This window comes from Pseudomonas sp. MIACH, assembly GCF_001269925.1.
Taxonomy (GTDB): domain Bacteria; phylum Pseudomonadota; class Gammaproteobacteria; order Pseudomonadales; family Pseudomonadaceae; genus Aquipseudomonas.
The window spans coordinates 25,737-45,091 of record NZ_LHVO01000045.1; the positions used below are offsets into that span (position 1 = coordinate 25,737).

Annotated in this window: 18 protein-coding genes; 11 read left to right on the forward strand and 7 right to left on the reverse strand. The window is 60.7% G+C overall.

The genetic code is table 11. The annotated features are described in order from the left end of the window. Positions 1–16: 16 nt before the first annotated feature. From AD670_RS16570 to AD670_RS16610, 9 genes are all read left to right on the forward strand, one after another. Complete coding sequence (locus tag AD670_RS16570) at positions 17–1,507, forward strand: aldehyde dehydrogenase family protein (protein ID WP_053134490.1); 1,491 nt, start codon at positions 17–19, stop codon at positions 1,505–1,507. Positions 1,508–1,662: 155 nt separating this feature from the next. Continuing rightward, positions 1,663–2,946, forward strand: coding sequence for an FAD-binding oxidoreductase (locus AD670_RS16575; RefSeq protein WP_053134491.1), 1,284 nt, complete (start codon positions 1,663–1,665; stop codon positions 2,944–2,946). Between the two features lie 374 nt (positions 2,947–3,320). Beyond that, positions 3,321–4,457: a branched-chain amino acid ABC transporter substrate-binding protein gene (locus AD670_RS16580; protein ID WP_027607701.1), complete on the forward strand. Its 1,137-nt coding sequence runs from the start codon at positions 3,321–3,323 to the stop codon at positions 4,455–4,457. A gap of 184 nt (positions 4,458–4,641) precedes the next feature. Then, entirely contained in the window at positions 4,642–5,556 is a 915-nt protein-coding gene (locus tag AD670_RS16585; protein WP_003188099.1) for a branched-chain amino acid ABC transporter permease, read from the forward strand. A gap of 2 nt (positions 5,557–5,558) precedes the next feature. Continuing rightward, positions 5,559–6,836 carry a high-affinity branched-chain amino acid ABC transporter permease LivM gene (gene livM, locus AD670_RS16590; RefSeq protein ID WP_053134492.1) on the forward strand — a complete coding sequence of 426 codons (1,278 nt, stop codon included), beginning with the start codon at positions 5,559–5,561 and terminating at the stop codon, positions 6,834–6,836. After that, on the forward strand, positions 6,833–7,708 hold the full coding sequence (locus AD670_RS16595; protein ID WP_053134493.1) for an ABC transporter ATP-binding protein: 876 nt from the start codon (positions 6,833–6,835) through the stop codon (positions 7,706–7,708). The genes livM and AD670_RS16595 overlap by 4 nt, the downstream gene beginning before the upstream one ends. Further along, a complete protein-coding gene (locus AD670_RS16600; RefSeq protein WP_025857339.1) occupies positions 7,705–8,421 on the forward strand; it encodes an ABC transporter ATP-binding protein in 717 nt (238 codons plus the stop codon). The genes AD670_RS16595 and AD670_RS16600 overlap by 4 nt, the downstream gene beginning before the upstream one ends. A gap of 726 nt (positions 8,422–9,147) precedes the next feature. Continuing rightward, a complete protein-coding gene (locus AD670_RS16605; RefSeq protein WP_053134501.1) occupies positions 9,148–9,912 on the forward strand; it encodes an SDR family oxidoreductase in 765 nt (254 codons plus the stop codon). A gap of 151 nt (positions 9,913–10,063) precedes the next feature. Beyond that, a complete protein-coding gene (locus tag AD670_RS16610; RefSeq protein WP_053134504.1) occupies positions 10,064–10,969 on the forward strand; it encodes a cation diffusion facilitator family transporter in 906 nt (301 codons plus the stop codon). 143 nt (positions 10,970–11,112) lie between these two features. Here AD670_RS16610 and AD670_RS16615 read toward each other — a convergent pair whose 3' ends face one another. The 5 genes from AD670_RS16615 to ureE form a co-directional block, all read right to left on the reverse strand. Beyond that, positions 11,113–12,234, reverse strand: a complete 1,122-nt coding sequence (locus tag AD670_RS16615; protein ID WP_053134507.1) for an AGE family epimerase/isomerase — start codon at positions 12,232–12,234, stop codon at positions 11,113–11,115. 125 nt (positions 12,235–12,359) lie between these two features. After that, a complete protein-coding gene (locus AD670_RS16620; RefSeq protein WP_053134509.1) occupies positions 12,360–12,932 on the reverse strand; it encodes a HupE/UreJ family protein in 573 nt (190 codons plus the stop codon). 22 nt (positions 12,933–12,954) lie between these two features. Beyond that, positions 12,955–13,569, reverse strand: a complete 615-nt coding sequence (gene ureG / locus AD670_RS16625) for an urease accessory protein UreG (RefSeq protein ID WP_012721947.1) — start codon at positions 13,567–13,569, stop codon at positions 12,955–12,957. Between the two features lie 23 nt (positions 13,570–13,592). Then, complete coding sequence (locus AD670_RS16630; protein WP_053134512.1) at positions 13,593–14,267, reverse strand: urease accessory protein UreF; 675 nt, start codon at positions 14,265–14,267, stop codon at positions 13,593–13,595. Then, on the reverse strand, positions 14,264–14,764 hold the full coding sequence (gene ureE, locus AD670_RS16635) for an urease accessory protein UreE (RefSeq protein ID WP_053134514.1): 501 nt from the start codon (positions 14,762–14,764) through the stop codon (positions 14,264–14,266). Before ureE ends, AD670_RS16630 begins: the two co-directional genes overlap by 4 nt. A gap of 340 nt (positions 14,765–15,104) precedes the next feature. Here ureE and AD670_RS16640 point away from each other — a divergent pair, with 340 nt between their 5' ends. Next, complete coding sequence (locus AD670_RS16640; RefSeq protein WP_053134516.1) at positions 15,105–15,635, forward strand: C40 family peptidase; 531 nt, start codon at positions 15,105–15,107, stop codon at positions 15,633–15,635. 5 nt (positions 15,636–15,640) lie between these two features. Here AD670_RS16640 and AD670_RS16645 read toward each other — a convergent pair whose 3' ends face one another. Further along, positions 15,641–16,273, reverse strand: coding sequence for a TetR family transcriptional regulator (locus AD670_RS16645; RefSeq protein ID WP_053134518.1), 633 nt, complete (start codon positions 16,271–16,273; stop codon positions 15,641–15,643). Between the two features lie 156 nt (positions 16,274–16,429). Next, positions 16,430–16,801 carry a hypothetical protein gene (locus tag AD670_RS16650; RefSeq protein WP_053134520.1) on the reverse strand — a complete coding sequence of 124 codons (372 nt, stop codon included), beginning with the start codon at positions 16,799–16,801 and terminating at the stop codon, positions 16,430–16,432. A 358-nt stretch (positions 16,802–17,159) separates the two neighbouring features. On the opposite strand from AD670_RS16650, the gene AD670_RS16655 reads away from it, so the two are divergent. Further along, positions 17,160–19,229 carry an AsmA family protein gene (locus tag AD670_RS16655; RefSeq protein WP_053134523.1) on the forward strand — a complete coding sequence of 690 codons (2,070 nt, stop codon included), beginning with the start codon at positions 17,160–17,162 and terminating at the stop codon, positions 19,227–19,229. Positions 19,230–19,355 lie beyond the last annotated feature (126 nt).

Sequence of the window (19,355 nt, forward strand, 5' to 3'; positions counted from 1 at the left end):
ATTGAAGGAGTGACCCATGGTTGCCGCATTGCTTGATCGTCTCGGGGTAAACCCGGCGCTGTACCAGGCGGGTAAACAACCCGTGCATTCGCCGATCGATGGCAGCGTTATCGGCAGTGTGCACTGGGAAGGTGCCGCCGAGGTGGAGCAACAGGTCAGTCGCGCCGAGCATGCATTCGATGCCTGGCGCAACGTGCCGGCACCGCGTCGCGGCGAGCTGGTGCGCCAGTTCGGCGATGTGCTGCGTGAATACAAGGCCGACCTGGGCGAGCTGGTGTCCTGGGAAGCCGGCAAGATCACCCAGGAAGGCCTGGGTGAGGTGCAGGAAATGATCGACATCTGCGACTTCGCCGTCGGCCTGTCTCGCCAGTTATACGGCTTGACCATCGCCTCCGAGCGTCCGGGCCACCATATGCGTGAAACCTGGCACCCGCTGGGCGTAGTCGGTGTGATCAGCGCCTTCAACTTCCCGGTCGCGGTGTGGGCGTGGAACACCACCCTGGCGTTGGTGTGCGGCAACGCGGTGATCTGGAAACCCTCGGAAAAGACCCCGCTCACCGCCCTGGCGTGCCAGGCACTGTTCGAGCGTGTGCTGAAAAACTTCAAGGATGCCCCGCAATACCTCAGCCAAGTGGTCATCGGCGGCCGCGACGCCGGCGCTGCGCTGGTGGATGACCCTCGCGTGGCGCTGATCAGCGCCACCGGCAGCACCCGCATGGGCCGCGAAGTGGCGCCGAAAGTTGCCGCGCGGTTTGCCCGCAGCATCCTCGAACTGGGCGGCAACAACGCGATGATCCTCGGCCCGAGCGCCGACCTGGACATGGCCGTACGCGCCATCCTGTTCAGTGCGGTCGGCACCGCCGGCCAGCGCTGCACCACCTTGCGTCGTCTGATTGCCCACGAGTCGGTCAAGGACGAAATCGTCACCCGCCTCAAGGCCGCCTATTCCAAAGTGCGCATCGGCCACCCGCTGGAAGGCAACCTGATCGGCCCGCTGATCGACAAGCACGGCTTCGACAACATGCAGGACGCTCTGGAGCAGGCCTTGAGCGAAGGCGGCAAGGTGTTCGGCGGCAAGCGCCAGCTGGAAGACACATTCCCCAACGCCTACTACGTGTCGCCGGCGATTGTGGAAATGCCTGAGCAGAGCGATGTGGTGTGCACCGAAACTTTCGCACCGATTCTGTACGTGGTCGGCTACAAGGATTTTGCCGAAGCCCTGCGCCTGAACAACGCCGTGCCCCAAGGCCTGTCGTCGTGCATCTTCACCACTGACGTGCGTGAAGCCGAGCAGTTCATGTCGGCGGTGGGCAGTGACTGCGGGATCGCCAACGTCAACATCGGCCCGAGCGGCGCGGAGATTGGCGGCGCGTTTGGCGGAGAGAAAGAGACCGGTGGCGGTCGTGAGTCAGGTTCGGATGCATGGCGCGGGTACATGCGCCGCCAGACCAACACCGTGAACTATTCGCTGGAGTTGCCGCTGGCCCAGGGCATCACCTTCGACTGATTCTGTAGGAGCGAGCTTGCTCGCGAAGATCGTCAACGATCACGCGGGCATCCTGAATGCCCGCGCCGCTCTCGCGTTTTTCGCGAGCAAGCTCGCTCCTACAGTGATGGTGTTGAACAAGAAAAACGCTTGTTGGGTCTCACCGGAGTCTGGCAATGGCACTTCGCGAAACATGTTTGTGGGAACACCTCACCCCTGGCCGGCCGGATCGTGCCGCGCTCAAGGGCGAGGTCAAGGTGGATGTGTGCGTGATCGGCGCCGGCATCACCGGTTTGTCGGCCGCCATTCACTTGTTGGAACAGGGTAAAAGCGTCGCCGTGCTGGAGGCTCATCGCACCGGCCATGGTGGTTCGGGGCGCAACGTCGGGCTGGTGAATGCCGGCCTTTGGATTCCCCCGGACGAGATCGAAGCCGGATTCGGCGAAGCGGTGGGCAGCCAGCTCAACCGCATGCTCGGCGCAGCACCGTCGCTGGTGTTCAGCCTGATCGACAAATACACCATCGATTGCCAATTGCGCCGCGAGGGCACCTTGCACATGGCGCATAACGCCCGTGGCGAAGCGGATTTGCGCAGTCGTGAGGAACAGTGGAAGCGCCGTGGCGCGCCGGTGGAATTGCTCACCGGCCAGGCCTGCGAGCAGGCCACCGGCACGAAGAAAATCGCCGCCGCCTTGCTGGACCGGCGTGCCGGCACCTTGAACCCGATGGCCTACACCAGCGGTCTGGCGAATGCCGCCGTGGGACTTGGCGGGCGGTTGTTCGACCATTCGCCGGTCACCCAACTGGAGCGCCAAGGCGCAAGCTGGTCGGTGCAGACCGCCAACGGTTCGGTGCAGGCGGCACAAGTGGTCATCGCCTCCAACGCCTACACCGAAGGTGAATGGACCGAGCTGCGGCGCAATTTTTTCCCCGGCTACTACTACCAGGTCGCCTCCGCGCCGCTGACCGACGCTGCCGCCGAGCAGATTCTGCCCGGCGGCCAAGGCTCATGGGATACGCGCCAGGTATTGAGCAGCATCCGCCGCGATGCCGACGGCCGCCTGTTGCTCGGCAGCCTGGGCAACGGCAACCAGAAACCGGCGTGGTTCCTCAAGGCCTGGGCTGATCGGGTGCAGCAACATTACTTCCCGTACCTCAAATCGGTGCAATGGGAGTTCACCTGGACCGGCTGCATCGCCTTTACCCCCGATCACCTGATGCGCCTGTTCGAACCGGCTCCGGGCCTGGTAGCGGTAACGGGTTATAACGGGCGCGGCGTGACCACCGGCAGCGTGGTCGGCAAGGCGTTTGCCGACTACTTGTGTCACCAGAATCCCCAGGCCTTGCCGATTCCGTTTACCCCCATGCAACCGCTGGCCGCAGTTGGGCTGCGCAGTTGCCTGTACGAAGCCGGATTTTCGCTGTATCACGCCGGCCAATGCCTGAGGATCGTGATCTGATCAGCGAAATACCGCTCAGAAGCCTGCATTTTCTTAGCAGGCTACTAATCTGTATTGGTGCAGGTCGTAGCAGTCGCGCACTGTAAATGTGCAGTTCCGTTACGCAGTCTGTTACAGCTGTAGGAACTGTCGTTTATTGCTTTGGTTGCAGGTGCGACCCGTCAGGGTTGTACTTTTTCGGTCCATGGGTTGCACCTATTGATGCTAGAGGGTTGCACGTCCTGGCGAGCGGAGCCGAAACGCCTGCAATAACAATGACACCGTGTCTTTTTGAAGAATAAAAAACTAATGGCACGCGCCTTGCTCTGGGCTTTCAGTGAAAAGTTTGAACGCAAGTTGTCGTGCCAAAAATCAAAAATATCGGAGCACCACTCATGTCCCAGACGTTTTACAAGAAAGGTTTTCTGGCCCTCGCCGTTGCAGCGGCGCTGGGTGTTTCTACGTTTGTTCAAGCTGATGTGAAGATTGGCGTTGCGGGGCCGATGACTGGCGCCAATGCCTCGTTCGGTGAGCAGTACATGAAGGGTGCACAGGCGGCAGCCGAAGTGATCAACAAGGCCGGCGGCATCAACGGCGAGAAGGTTGTGCTGGTGGCAGGCGACGATGCCTGTGAGCCGAAACAGGCCGTGGCCGTGGCCAACCGCCTGGCGGACCAGGACAAAGTGATCGGCGTGGTCGGGCACTTCTGCTCGTCTAACACCATCCCGGCCTCCGAGGTTTACGACGAAGCGGGCATCATTGCGATCACCCCAGGCTCGACCAACCCACAAGTGACCGAGCGCGGCCTGGGCGCCATGTTCCGCATGTGCGGGCGTGACGACCAGCAGGGTATCGTCGCCGGCGACTACATCGTCGACGTGCTCAAGGGCAAGAAAGTCGCGGTCATCAACGACAAGGACACCTACGGCAAAGGCCTGGCCGACGCCACTGCTGCCCAGTTGACCAAGCGCGGCGTCAAGCCGGTGCTTGAAGAAGGCCTGACGCGTGGCGAGAAAGACTTCAGCGCCCTCGTCACCAAAATCCGCTCCCTGGGCGCCGACGTCGTGTACTTCGGCGGCCTGCACCCGGAAGCCGGTCCTTTGGTTCGCCAGATTCGTGAAGCGGGCCTCAAAGACGTCAAGTTCATGTCCGATGACGGCGTAGTGACCGATGAACTGGTGGCCACCGCTGGCGGCGCGCAATACGTCGATGGCGTCTACATGACCTTTGGTGCCGACCCGCGCCTGCTGCCTGACAGCAAGGCCGTGGTGGAAGAGTTCCGCAAGGCCGGCTACGAGCCAGAAGGCTACACCCTGTACGCCTACGCCTCACTGCAGGCCCTGGCCGCCGGTTTCAACGGCGCCAAGTCCAACAAGGGCGAAGACGCGGCCAAATGGCTGAAAGCGCACCCGGTCAAAACCGTGATGGGCGAGAAGACCTGGGACGCGAAGGGCGACCTGAAAGTCTCCGACTACGTGGTTTACCAGTGGGATAAAGACGGCAAATACCACCAGTTGGAAAAGCAGAAGTAATCCATGTGGGAGGGGGCTTGCCCCCGATAGCGGTGTGTCAGTCAACAGTTGTTCAGCTGACCCACCGCATCGGGGGCAAGCCCCCTCCCACATTGGGCCCCGTGTTGTTATCGAGATCTGTCTTTTCCTCCAGAAGCGCCGCACACCCACCGGTGTGCAGGTGCTCACCGCGTGAGATTGCGTTATGGATGGTATTTTCCTGCAGCAACTGGTCAACGGCCTGACCCTCGGGTCGGTCTATGGCCTGATCGCCATCGGCTACACAATGGTCTATGGCATCATTGGCATGATCAACTTCGCCCACGGCGAGGTTTATATGATTTCCGCTTACCTCGCGGCGATCAGTCTGGCACTGCTGGCTTACTTCGGCATCGAATCCTTCCCGCTGCTCATTCTCGGCACCCTGATCTTCACCGTGGTCGTCACTGGCGTGTACGGTTGGGTCATTGAACGGGTCGCCTACAAACCGCTGCGCAACTCCACCCGACTGGCTCCGCTGATCAGCGCCATCGGCATCTCCCTGATCCTGCAGAACTACGCGCAGATCGCCCAGGGCGCCAAGCAACAAGGTATTCCAACCCTGCTGGCCGGGGCCTGGCGTGTCGATATCGGCACAGGCTTCGTGCAGCTTACGTACACCAAAGTGTTCATCCTGGTCGCGGCATTCGCCGGCATGGCCTTGCTGACCTACATCATCAAGTACACCAAGCTCGGCCGCATGTGCCGCGCCACCCAGCAAGACCGCAAGATGGCCTCGATCCTGGGGATCAACACCGACCGCGTGATCTCCTACGTGTTTGTCATCGGTGCCGCCATGGCGGCCCTGGCCGGCGTGCTGATCACCCTCAACTACGGCACGTTCGACTTCTACGCCGGCTTCATCATCGGCATCAAGGCGTTTACCGCAGCGGTACTCGGCGGCATCGGTTCCCTGCCTGGGGCGATGCTGGGCGGGATCATCCTCGGTATCTCCGAGTCATTGTTCTCGGGGTTGATCAACTCTGACTACAAAGACGTGTTCAGTTTCTCCCTGCTGGTGGTGATTCTGATTTTCCGTCCCCAGGGCCTGCTTGGTCGCCCACTCGTGGCGAAGGTGTAAACATGTCTGCTGCCAAACCCATCGATATCAAGAAAAGTGTGGTCGATACGGTCCTCGCCGGCCTTATTTCGCTGATCGTGTTCGGTCCGATCGTCGGCGTGGTCCTCGACGGCTACAGCTTCAACCTGGAACCTGCGCGCGTGGCCACCCTGGTCGCCATCGTGATGGCCGGGCGCTTTGCCCTCAGCCTGTTCCTGCAAACCCCCAAGGGCCTGAAGATTCTGCAAGGCTTCGAAAGCAGCGGTTCCGGCGTGCATGTGCTGCCGCCGGACTACAAGTCGCGGCTGCGTTGGATCATTCCGGCGCTTATCGTGATCGCCATCGTGTTCCCGATCTTCGCCAACAAGTACCTGCTGACCGTGGTGATCCTCGGGCTGATCTACGTGTTGCTGGGCCTGGGCCTGAACATCGTGGTCGGCCTGGCGGGGCTGCTCGACTTGGGGTACGTGGCGTTCTACGCCATCGGTGCCTACGGCCTGGCGCTGGGTTATCAATACCTCGGCCTGGGCTTCTGGAGCGTGCTGCCGCTGGCGGCCATCGCGGCGGCGCTGGCGGGATGCATACTCGGCTTCCCGGTGTTGCGAATGCACGGTGACTACCTCGCCATCGTGACCCTGGGCTTCGGTGAAATCATTCGCCTGGTACTCAACAACTGGCTGTCGTTCACCGGCGGCCCCAACGGTATGCCGGTGCCTTCGCCGACCTTCCTGGGCCTGGAGTTCGGGCGCAAGGCAAAGGAGGGCGGGATTCCGTTCCACGAGTTCTTCGGCATCGATTACAACCCCAACATCAAGTTCATGTTCATCTACATCGTGCTGTTCCTGGTGGTGCTGGCCGTGCTGTACATCAAGCACCGCCTGACCCGCATGCCAGTCGGCCGCGCCTGGGAAGCCTTGCGCGAAGATGAGATCGCCTGCCGCTCCATGGGCCTGAACCATGTGCTGGTCAAGCTCTCGGCCTTCACCATCGGCGCGTCCACGGCCGGTTTGGCCGGGGTGTTCTTTGCCAGTTACCAGGGCTTCGTCAACCCGTCGTCGTTCACCTTCTTCGAGTCGGCGCTGATCCTGGCCATCGTGGTGTTGGGCGGCATGGGCTCGACGGTCGGCGTGGTGATCGCGGCGTTCGTCTTGACCGTCGCGCCTGAACTGTTGCGCAGCTTCAGCGAATACCGCGTGCTGCTGTTTGGCGTGTTGATGGTGGTGATGATGATCTGGCGACCGCGCGGCCTGATTCGGATCAGCCGTACCGGTGTGACGCCACGCAAGGGGGTAGCGCCATGAGCAAGGAAGTCGTCCTTTCCGTGGAACACCTGATGATGCACTTCGGTGGCATCAAGGCCTTGAGCGATGTGAGCCTCAAGGTCGAACGCAACTCGATCTTCGCCCTGATCGGCCCCAACGGCGCGGGCAAGACCACCGTGTTCAACTGCCTCACCGGCTTCTACAAAGCCAGCGGCGGCAAGATCGAACTGAACATTCGCGGCAAGCAGACCAACGTGATCCAACTGCTCGGCGAGCGTTTCAAAGCGGTCGACTTCGTGTCGCCGAAAAGCTTCTTCAGTCGCGTCTACTACAAGATGTTCGGCGGCACCCACCTGGTTAACCGCGCCGGCCTGGCGCGGACTTTCCAGAACATTCGCCTGTTCAAGGAAATGTCGGTGCTGGAAAACCTGCTGGTGGCCCAGCACATGTGGGTCAACCGCAACATGCTGGCGGGCATCCTCAACACCAAGGGCTACCGCAAGGCCGAAAGCGATGCCCTCGACCACGCGTTCTACTGGCTCGAAGTGGTGGACCTGGTGGACTGCGCCAACCGCCTGGCCGGTGAGCTTTCCTACGGCCAACAGCGCCGCCTGGAAATCGCCCGCGCCATGTGCACCCGGCCGCAGATCATCTGCCTGGACGAGCCCGCAGCGGGCCTCAACCCCCAGGAAACCGAAGCCCTCAGCGCGATGATTCGCCTGTTGCGCGACGAACACGACCTGACGGTGGTGCTGATCGAACACGACATGGGCATGGTGATGAGTATTTCCGACCACATTGTGGTGCTGGACCACGGCAACGTGATCGCCGAAGGCGGGCCGGAAGCGATCCGCAACGACCCGAAAGTGATTGCCGCCTACCTGGGCGCAGACGAAGAGGAGCTGGTATGAGTGCACCTATCCTCGAAATGAAGGACCTGGACGTGTTCTACGGCCCGATCCAGGCCCTGAAAAAAGTCTCGCTGCACATCAACGAAGGCGAAACCGTGAGCCTGATCGGCTCCAACGGCGCGGGTAAATCCACGCTGCTGATGTCGATCTTCGGCCAGCCACGGGCTGAGTCGGGACAGATCATCTACAACGGCGTCGACATTACCCACAAGTCGTCCCACTACATCGCCTCCAACGGCATTGCGCAGTCGCCGGAAGGGCGGCGGGTGTTCCCCGACATGACTGTCGAGGAAAACCTGCTGATGGGCACTATCCCGATTGGTGACAAGTTCGCCCAGGAAGATATGCAACGCATGTTCGAGCTGTTCCCACGGCTCAAGGAACGACGTAACCAGCGCGCCATGACCATGTCCGGTGGCGAACAGCAAATGCTCGCCATCGCCCGCGCGCTGATGAGCCGGCCCAAACTGTTGCTGTTGGACGAGCCGAGCCTGGGCCTGGCGCCGATTGTGGTGAAGCAGATCTTTTCCACCCTGCGCGAGCTGGCCTCCACCGGGATGACTATCTTCCTGGTCGAGCAGAACGCCAACCACGCGCTGCGCTTGTCTGACCGGGCGTATGTGATGGTCAACGGCGAGATTCGCCTGACGGGTACCGGCAAGGAGTTGCTGGTGAACGAGGAAGTGCGCAACGCCTACCTCGGGGGCCACTGATCTAAATAACGACGCAGTACTCCTGTGGGAGGGGCAAACCCCCTCCCACATTTGTTTTGTGGCGCCTGCAAGGGGCGATCCCAAATTGTGGAAAACAAATCCAGCCACCCTCCAAAGCGCGACATATAGCCGCCGCAAATCCCTGTTTTGTCACAGTTTTGACTTGTCCCCATCCACTGTGGAACCGGCTGTGGGTAACGTGGGAGTAGCTGGCTGAACGCCTTTAAAACCGTGGCTTGCAGCGGCGTGGTTGTTTTTTGATCAGCGGCTTTTTCGCGACCGATCAGGAGGTTTGTCAACCTGTTTAAAGACACAGGTATATGAACGAATTATGTCCTTCCAGCCTGTGGATAAGTCTGTGATTAAACTCTGGAAAGACGGCCGCAGAGGCCGGAATGACTGGCCTGGAGCCATCGTTCGTTTTCCCCCGCTGCTCCTAGGCCTACATACGCCTGTGTCCAGGTCAAGCAAAAAACTTTCTAAAACTGCCTGAAAGCCTTGTACACAGCGGCCTGAAGCGTTTTGCACTTGCCCCCAAAGACTGTGGGCGCAGCTGTGGATAACCTGCGCGCATATGCCTGCAAGCCACGGTTTATAAGGCTTTGCTCGATATGGTTAAAAAGTGATCAGGTGTGCGCGACGTTATGTGCATAGCGGTTGCCGCAACCGCGGCGTACGGGCATTCTGCTGGCTGATTTTTTTCCCGATGCCCGCAAGGAGAACACCATGTCCAACACGCTGTTTATTACTGGCGCCACCTCAGGTTTCGGCGAAGCCTGCGCCCGTCGGTTTGCCGAAGCCGGCTGGAAACTGGTGCTCACCGGTCGTCGTGCCGAGCGTCTGAACGCGCTGGTCGAAGAGCTTTCCAAACAGACCGAAGTGCACGGCCTGGTGGTGGACGTACGGGATCGCAAAGGCATGGAAGACGCGATCGCCAACCTGCCGCCATCGTTTGCCACCCTGCGCGGGCTGATCAACAACGCCGGCCTGGCCGTGGGCACCGACCCGGCGCCCAAGTGCGACCTCGACGATTGGGAAACCATGGTCGACACCAACATCAAAGGCCTGCTGACCACCACCAGCCTGCTGCTGCCGCGCCTGATCGCTCACGGCCGTGGCGCCGGGATCATCAACCTGGGCTCCATCGCCGGCAGCTACCCGTACCCGGGCAGCCACGTGTATGGCGGTTCCAAGGCATTCGTGAAGCAGTTCTCCCTGAACCTGCGCTGCGACCTGCAAGGCACCGGTGTGCGTGTGACCAACATTGAGCCGGGCCTGTGCGAAAGCGAGTTTTCCCTGGTGCGCTTCGGCGGTGACCAGGCGCGCTACGACGCCACCTACGCCGGCGCCGAGCCGATCCAGCCGCAGGACATCGCCGACACCATCTTCTGGGTGCTGAACACCCCGGCACACGTCAACATCAACCGCCTGGAACTGATGCCGGTGAGCCAGACCTGGGCTGGGTTTGCGATTGAGCGTGGGGCCAAGTAAGGCTCTAGAGCGCGTCGTTGCCATCGGGGCTTGTCGAATCGTCGCACCGCCCCGATGGCGTCAAATCGGCCAAAACACGACATAAGGTATACTCCCCCGGCTTGAAAGCCCCTCCGTATCGTGCGGATTTAGGGTTTTGACGGGAGGAAATGTGAGTAACCGAGGTGAGCAGTCACTGCTCAAACAATCGACGATCCTGATGCTCGCTGTAGCGATCGCCGGGATTGTCACGGGTGTGGTATCTGGCGCCCAATCCATTCTGTTCGACGGCTTTTTCTCGCTGATCGCCACCGCCATCAAGGTGTTGATGCTGATCACGGCCAAGCTGATCGCCAAGAAGAGCAACGAGCGCTTCCAGTTCGGCTATTGGCATCTGGAACCCATGGTGCTGTTGATCGAAGGCAGCTTCCTGCTCCTGATCGCCATCTATGCATTCCTTAACGGTGTGTTCGGCATTATCAATGGCGGGCGCGAGATCGAGTTGGGCCTGGTGATCATCTACGCGGCGGTGTTTACCGTCGTCGAGTTCGCCTACTTCTTCTATGTGCGCTATCGCAACCGCACGCTGAAATCCTCTCTGATCCAGTTCGACAACATCAGTTGGCTGGTGGACGCGATGCTCTCTGTGGGCTTGCTGGTCAGCTTCCTCGCCGCGCTGTTGCTTAAATCCCAGGGCTATGGCGAGTGGGCGGTGTATGTCGACCCATTGATCCTGATCCTGCTGGCGCTGAGCATGCTGGCGCCGGCGTTCAAGATCCTGCGTCCGGCGTTGCGCGAGGTGCTGGGGATTGCGCCGGATCACTTGGACGACACAGTCCGCGAGGTGATGGACGCGGCGCAGGCCAAGCATGGGTTCGACGACTACGTGTCCTACGTGCAAAAGCACGGTCGGGCGCGGTTCATCGAAATTCACGTGGTGCTGCCGGCGGATTACCCGGTGGATAACGTCGCGACCCTCGATGGGCTGCGTGAAGAGATATCCACAGGGCTGGGCAAACCGGATGCGGCGCGCTGGTTGACGATCAGCTTTACCGGGGATCGCAAGTGGATTGCGTGATGGGTCGTTAGACCGCGGTGAAGCCATCGGGAGCAAGTCGAATCGTCGCACCGCCTCTCCCACATTGGCTCGTGTTCACACCTTCAAATTTGTGAATACGGTCAAATGTGGGAGGGGGCTTGCTCCCGATGAAGCCCTGCAGGTCACCCAAGATGCTGGATCAGCCCCTGGTAGCAGGTTGCCAAATGATACGGTGTGGTCGATGGCATATCCCGCCGGCTCACCGCACCGTTGGCATCCAGGCATTCATGCCAGCCTTTCTCATGCAGGAAGTGCTGTTGCAGCGCGAGCAATTGGCGCTGCAGCACCGCCTCACTGCCAGGCCGCAAGGTCAGTGCCCGCAGGTATTCCGCCTGGGCCCAGATACGCTGGGTGCCGTCGCGTACGCTGCCGTCGAGTGCCAACATGCCGCTGACCGCCCCGGTCGCGTTATCCACACCCTTGAGTTCTGCGTAGGCAAATGCCCGCGTCAGTGAGACATGCAGTGGTGTGCCGCGCAGCACATCCGACGATTCAAGCAAAAAGAACCATTCGAACTGGTGTCCCGGCTCAAACCAGTTATCCACAGCATCCAACGGTTTTTCCATCATCACGCCGTGCTGACGGTCGATAAAGTGCTTCTGCATCGCGGTGGCCAAGTCCAGCAGGGCGTCTTGGGTGATGGCATCTTCGCGCACGGCCAGCGTGGCGAGGAAGCCTTCGGCCAGGTGCATCAGCGGGTTTTGCAGGGGGCCGGATTTGAGCGATGACCAGTTGCGCTCCAATACCGCTTCGTAGAGGCCGTCGCCGCTGGCAAAGCGTGTGGCGACCACTTCCAGGGCCGCATCGAGCACCGACTCCACCAGCGGCTCACGCACCTTGGCCCAGTAATGGGCGCAGGCGAAAATGATGAAAGCATGGGTGTAGAGGTCTTTGCGCTTGTCCAGCGGCTGGCCGGCGGGGTCGATGCTGTAGAACCAGCCGCCGTGCTCACCATCGTGGAAGTGCCGTTGCAGGGAGCGGAACAGCACCGCCGCGCGCTCTTCTGCGAAGGCCGCCCCTGGCTCGCCGATCAGGCTGGCGAACAGGTACAACTGCCGGGCGCAGGCCATGGCGCGGTAGCGTTGCGGGGGCAGTGGGCGGTGATCGGCGTCCAGTGCCTCATAGGGCAGCGCCAATTCGGCATTCCAGCCCGGGCCCTGCCAGAGCGGCACGATCAGGGTGTGGAAGTGCGTGAGCACGGCATTCAATGAAGGCTGGGGGGCGGAGCTTGGAGCGATGGGCATCGGCTGGCGTCGTCACGGCAGGGGTGTAGGCGCGCATGGTAGCAGAGGGGCAGCGTTAAGTTGTGAGCTGCAAGCTGCAAGTAAGAGCGGTTCGGCTTTTACTTGCAGCTTGTAGCGTGCGACGTTTAGCTGGCGAGCAGCCACACCCCAGTCGCCGCCGAAGCCGCCCCGGCAATGCGCACCAACGGCGCCGCCGCAGCCGGCAGCCAGCGCACCAGCGCATACCCGGCAGCGTGCAGTGCCGCGGTGGCGCCGACAAACCCTGCGGCATACGCCCAAGGGCTCGACATGTCCGGCAGTTCCAAGCCATGGGCCACGCCATGGAACAGCGCAAACAAGGCCGTCGCACCCACGGCCATGAACAATGGCGGACGCACCGCCAGTGCTACCGCCAGGCCCAGGGCCAGGACCGAGGCGGCAATCCCGCTTTCCAGCGCGGGCAATTGCAGCCCTTCAAAACCCAGCATCCCGCCGATCAGCATGGTGCCGACAAAGGTGCACGGCAGGGCCCAGCGCGCGGCGCCTTTTTGTTGTGCGGCCCACAGACCGACCGCAACCATGGCCAGCAAGTGGTCGAGGCCGCCCAGCGGGTGGCTGATACCGGCCACCAGGCCGTTGTCGCCGTGGCCAGGGTGAGCGAAAGCCAGGGCAGGCGCGAGCAGCAGGGCGGCGGCTGCGAAGAGTTTATTGAGGCTCATAAACAGGTTCCTTATGGGTTGATCAGGCGGCGGTCAGCAGGCCTTGACGTTCGATAAAGGCGACGATTTCTTCCAGGCCGACCCCGGTTTTCTGGTTGCTGAACACAAAGGGTTTGCCATTGCGCATGCGCTGGGTGTCGCTGTTCATCAGCTCCAGTGAGGCGCCCACCAGCGGCGCCAGGTCGATCTTGTTGATCACCAGCAGGTCGGATTTGCAAATACCAGGCCCGCCTTTGCGCGGCAGCTTGTCGCCAGCGGACACATCGATCACGTAGATGGTCAGGTCCGACAGCTCCGGGCTGAAGGTGGCCGAGAGGTTGTCGCCGCCGGACTCCACCAGGATCAGGTCCAGGCCGGGAAAGCGGCGGTTGAGTTGGTCCACCGCCTCCAGGTTGATCGAGGCGTCCTCGCGAATCGCCGTGTGCGGGCAGCCGCCGGTTTCCACGCCGATGATGCGCTCCGGCGCCAGGGCCTGGTTGCGCACCAGGAAGTCGGCGTCTTCGCGGGTGTAGATGTCGTTGGTGACCACCGCCAGGTTGTAGCGATCGCGCAACGCGAGGCACAGGGCCAGGGTCAGGGCAGTCTTGCCGGAGCCTACCGGGCCGCCGATACCGACACGCAGGGGTTGTGTGTTCATCTGCTTCTCCAAAAATTAAAGCCCTAGGAACGGAACAGTCGGCTGTACTGGCGCTCGTGGGCCATGCACGCCAGGGACAGGCCAAAGGCGGCGCTGCCGAAATGGTGGGGGTCGATGCGGGCCGCGTCTTGCTGGGCCTGTTGCAGCAATGGGAGCAGCTCGCTGGTCAGGCGTTGCGCGGCTTGCTGGCCCAGGGGCAAGGTTTTCATCAGCACGGCCAATTGGTTTTCCAGCCAGCTCCAGAGCCAGGCGGCGAGTGCGTCGTCGGGGTTGATGGCCCAGGCGCGTGCGGCCAGGGCCCAACCCAGGGCCAGGTGCGGTTCGCGGCGCTCTTCAAGAAAGGTGCGGGCGTCGCTGTCCAGCTCCGGCAGGCCATTGAGCAACTGTTGCAGGGAATAGCCCATCTGCCGGCTCTCCTGATACAGCTCTCGGGTTTCGCGGCTGGCTTGATGCGCTTCGCACAGCTGCGCCAATGCTGACCAGTCCTGCTCTGCGGCGGCGCGGCAGTGGGCGAGCAACAACGGGGCTTCGAAGCGCGCAAGGTTGAGCAGCAATTGGTCGCTGATCCAACGGCGAGCGCTGGCGGCATCCTTCACGCGGCCATTCTCAACGGCCATTTCCAGGCCCTGGGAATAGCTGTAGCCGCCAATCGGCAATTGCGGACTGGCCAGACGCAGCAGCGCCCAGGCTGGGTTCATGGACGTACGCCGAACTGATGCAGCTTGGGCGGGTAGTTGAAGTCTTCATCGCCGTGGCGCGAATGATGGTGGCCACCGCCATAAGCGCCGTGTTCCGGCTGGAAGGGTGCTTCGAGGGTTTCGGTATGCGCGCCCAACTGTTCAAGCATGGCCTTGAGCACGTAGTCATCCAGCAGGCGCAGCCAGCCATCCCCGACCTGCAGCGCCACGTGGCGGTTGCCGAGGTGATAGGCCGCGCGGGTCAGTTCAAAGGCACTGCTGCAGGTGACGTGCAGCAGTTGTTCAGGACGAGCGCAGACACGTACGACACGTCCGTCTTCGGCTTGTAGGAATTCGCCGTCGTGCAACGGCGGCTGGCCGCGCTCCAGAAACAGGCCGACGTCTTCACCGTCGGCACTGAAACAGCGCAGGCGGCTCTTGCTGCGTGCTTCGAAATTCAGCAGCAATTCAGCGGCCCAGAGGGCTTGAGGGGCGATTCGGCGGTGGATCACCAGCATCAGGAAGCTTCCAGCTATGAGCGATGAAACAGCTAGAGCAAGGGGCTTGCCAATCACGGGTTGATGTAGGAATTCTCTGTCGGTGCTTGTGGGAATGCTACCGAATAGGGCGTTACTGAAGTGCGAGGGTGTTTTATGTTGGTGCGATGTTGAGTTTAAGGCACTAAACAGGTGCATTTTTCCTGGGCGGGTATTGTTTAAAGCTTGAGGTTTCCATCATCCGCTTTGTGAGATGTATTTTCGGATTTTTCCTACCGGGTCTCAAGATTTGGAGTTCATCTGCTTACGTGCCGGACCGTTAGGATTTGCCCTGTGCTAAATGTCCACGGCGAGTTCCGTTATGTTCAAATCAATTGTGTGTTTATTCATTTTCAGTCTTTACCTGCTCACGTCCTCCTCATCGGCCAATATTCAACAGCGCATGGTGGCCCCTATCCAGATCGCGACGCCCCTGCAATCACTGCAAGAGTTGCAAGAGCGGCCAGCCATCGAAAACGTGATTGACCGCGCCCATGAATTGCTGGGCACCTCGTATAAGTGGGGTGGAAGTAGCGTGGAGCAGGGCTTCGACTGCAGCAGTTTGCTGGTTTACCTGTTCAAGACCGAAGCCAATATTCGTATCCCACGCACCACGGCGGCCATGCACCGTTCAAACGCTATGACAATCAAACGCGATGCCCTGAAACCTGGGGATGCGGTGTTCTTCAAGGGTAATGGGCGCAGCCAGGTCAGTCATGTCGGCCTCTATATAGGCGAGGGCAAATTCATTCATTCGCCGCGCACGGGTAAGAAGGTGCGAATCGATTCACTGAGCAATCGCTACTGGAACAAAAACTACAGCACCGCCAAGCGCTTTCACTCCGCTGGCTGACCGGCCTACTCCGTACTGCCCAGCCCTTGCCAATGCTTGAGGCCGATAAAGATAAAGCGCAGTTGCTGGGTGATTTTCGCCTGGGGCGAGAGGTGGTCAGGCAAGGCCTGGGCCGGTGGGTCGATGATGTCGGGGAGGGTGGCGAACACGCTTTTGACGATCAGGTCGGCCATCACGTGCAGGCCTTCGGCGTCCAGGTGCTGCAACTTGGGCATCAGGGTCAGGTCGGCAGCGAGGTCGCGCGTGATGTCTTCGCGCAGGGCACTGATGGCTTGGCGTACAGCCAGGCAACCGCCGTATTGCTCGCGCGCCAGGAACAGGAATTGCGAACGGTTGGCCGAGACCACATCGAGAAAGATCCGCACCGAGGCGTCGATAATGCCGCCCATCATGAATTCGTTGTGGCGCACCAGGCGAATAGTGGCGCGAAAGGTCTGGCCCACCTCACTCACCAATACGAGGCCCAACTCGTCCATATCGGCAAAGTGGCGATAGAAGCCCGTCGGTACAATGCCGGCGGTCTTGGCCACTTCACGCAGGCTCAAACTGCCAAATCCACGGCCACACTCCATCAGATGGCGGGCAGCGTCCATCAGGGCGAGGCGGGTCTGTTGCTTCTGTTCGGCGCGGGGCAGCATGGGCGGGAGGGCTTTGTCGGCGAGTACAGCGATGCACTCTAGCAAAACAGCTTCGTCGGCGTCGAACTTGGCGCGGGGGAGGGGCTACCTGAAACAAAACGCCAGAAAGTCAAAAGCCCGATCGGGTGATCGGGCTTTTTTCTGGGCTACCACGGATTAGCTCTGTGCTTGATGTTGTTCTTGCAGGCGGTCAGCACCACCTTCGGCAACACCTTCAGCGTAGACGCGGTCGTTGGCTTGTTCTGCGCCACCTTCAACCAGACCTTTCTGTTCCAGGCGATCACGGCCACCTTCGGCAACACCTTCGGTGTAGGCGCGTTTGTTGGCGTGTTCCGAACCGTTTTCAGCAACAGCGCCTTTGGCGTAGTCACGGTTCTCGTCTTCTTGCGAACCGCTGCGGGCCAGGGTCTGGTTGAAGTGAACGGCGTCGGCTTTGACTTGTGGGGTGACCTGTTCGGCGGCTGGCAGGGCGAAGGCGCTGGAAGCCAGGATGGACAACAGGACGGTAGCGAGTACTTGGCGTTTCATGATGGGTTGCTCCTTGGGAGGGCGATAAAGTGGGTACAGGACTAATGCTACTCTCGATATGTCGATATAAAAGTTCATAAACACAATGGTAATAATCAACGGAATTGATTGTTCGTGAGAGAGGCTCTAGATCGAGCCTCTCAAGCACGCGCTTTTGCACCTGGGTGGGTATTTTCGACACGAACCTGGGTAACAATGGTGCGTCGCGAATGATCGAATCTGTCGAAACGGTCAGGAAAGCAGGTTTTTACCGGTAAATCGGAGATTGGGTTAAACCCATGGGTGGTTTGCCAGTCGTAGTTTTATAAGCTGTCCTACAGGTGTTGGTTCAGCCGGTCGTATTCAGGAGTTCTGTGCAATGACGCGCACTCGTAAAATCGTCACTTGGAGCTGCGCCAGCTTCGTTGTGTTAATCGCTGTGGTGGTACTGGTCCTGGTGTTCTTTGACTGGAACCGCATCAAGCCCCCGCTCAATGCCAAAGTCTCCGAAGAGCTGCATCGTCCGTTTGCCATCAATGGCAACCTGGCGGTGGTGTGGGCACGTGAGCCCGATGAAGGCGGCTGGCGCGCCTGGGTGCCGTGGCCCCATGTGATTGCCGAGGACCTGACCCTGGGCAACCCCGAGTGGTCGAAAAAACCGCAGATGGTCACGCTGAAAAAAGTCGAGCTGCGCATTTCGCCGCTGGCCTTGCTGGTGCAGCGCGTGGTGATCCCGCGTATCGACCTCACCGAGCCGAGTGCCGAGTTGCAGCGCCTGGCCGATGGCCGCGCCAACTGGACGTTCAAGTTCGACCCCAAGGACCCCAACGCCGAACCGTCCAACTGGGTGGTGGACATTGGCGCCATTGGCTTCGACAAGGGCCACGTGACGCTCGACGACCAGACGCTCAAGACTCAGTTGGACGTGATCATCGACCCCCTCGGCAAGCCGATTCCGTTCGGCGAAATCGTCGGCGACGCCGATGCCAAAAAGGCCTTGGAAAAAGGCTCCGCCCCCCAGGATTATGCGTTCGCCCTCAAGGTCAAAGGCCAGTATCACGGCCAGAAACTCGACGGCAGCGGCAAGATCGGTGGCCTGCTGGCCCTGCAGGACGCGGCAAAGCCGTTTCCGCTGCAAGCCCAGGTCAAGATTGCCGATACCAGCATCGCCCTGGCCGGCACCCTGACCGACCCGTTGAACCTCGGCGCCCTGGACCTGCGCCTGAAACTGTCCGGCAGCAGCCTGGGTAACCTCTACCCGCTGACCGGCGTCACCTTGCCGGATTCACCGGCCTACTCCACTGACGGCCACTTGATCGCCAAGTTGCACGAGGCCAGCGGCGCGTCATTCAGCTACGAAAACTTCAACGGCAAGATCGGCAACAGCGATATTCACGGCAATCTCGCCTATGTCGCCAGCCAGCCACGTCCCAAGCTCAGCGGTGCGTTGGTCTCCAACCAGCTGCTGATGACCGACCTCGCGCCGCTGATCGGTGCCGACTCCAACGCCAAGCAAAAAGCGCGTGGCGGGATGAGCAAACAACCGGCGACCAAAGTGCTGCCGGTGGAAGAGTTCCGCACCGAGCGCTGGCGCGACATGGATGCCGATGTGGAATTCACCGGCAAACGCATCGTGCACAGTGCCGAGTTGCCGTTCACCGACCTCTACACCCACCTGGTGCTCAACGACGGCGAACTGAGCCTGGAACCGCTGCGATTCGGCGTGGCCGGCGGCAAGCTCGATGCGCAGATCCGTTTGAACGGCCGCACCACGCCGATGGAAGGCCGCGCCAAGCTCACTGCGCGCAACTTCAAGCTCAAGCAGTTGTTCCCGACCTTCGAGCCGATGAAAACCAGCTTCGGTGAACTCAACGGCGATGCCGATATTTCCGGGCGCGGTAACTCCGTCGCGGCGCTGTTGGGCAGCTCCAACGGTGACCTGAAGATGCTCATCAACGACGGCGCCATCAGCCGTGGCCTGATGGAAATTGCCGGGCTCAACGTCGGCAACTATGTGGTGGGCCGCCTGTTCGGCGACAAGGAAGTGAAGATCAACTGCGCGGCGGCGGATTTCGGCATCAAGACCGGCCTGGCAACCACGCGGTTGTTCGTGTTCGATACCGAAAACGCGATTATCTACATCGATGGCACCGCCAACATGGCCACCGAGCAGTTGGATCTGACGGTCACCCCTGAGTCCAAAGGCTTTCGCTTGTTTTCCCTGCGTTCGCCGTTGTACGTCAACGGGCCGTTTATCAAACCCAATGCGGGTGTGAAAGCCATCCCCCTGGCCCTGCGTGGCGCGGGCATGGTGGCACTCGGAGTGATCGCCGGCCCGGCAGCAGGTCTGTTGGCGCTGGTGGCACCGAGCGCCGATGCGCCGAACCAGTGTGCGCCGTTGTTGCAGCAGATGAAGGAAGGAAAGGCGCCGAAGACGGTTAAAGGCTGATCGTCGAAATTGTCAGAAAGGGCGACCCTCGGGTCGCCTTTTTTATCACGGCGCCGTAAGTATGATCCTAGTCTTGTGTAGCTCATTTCTGAAGCGCTAAAACCGCCCCTGATTCCCCTTACGCCT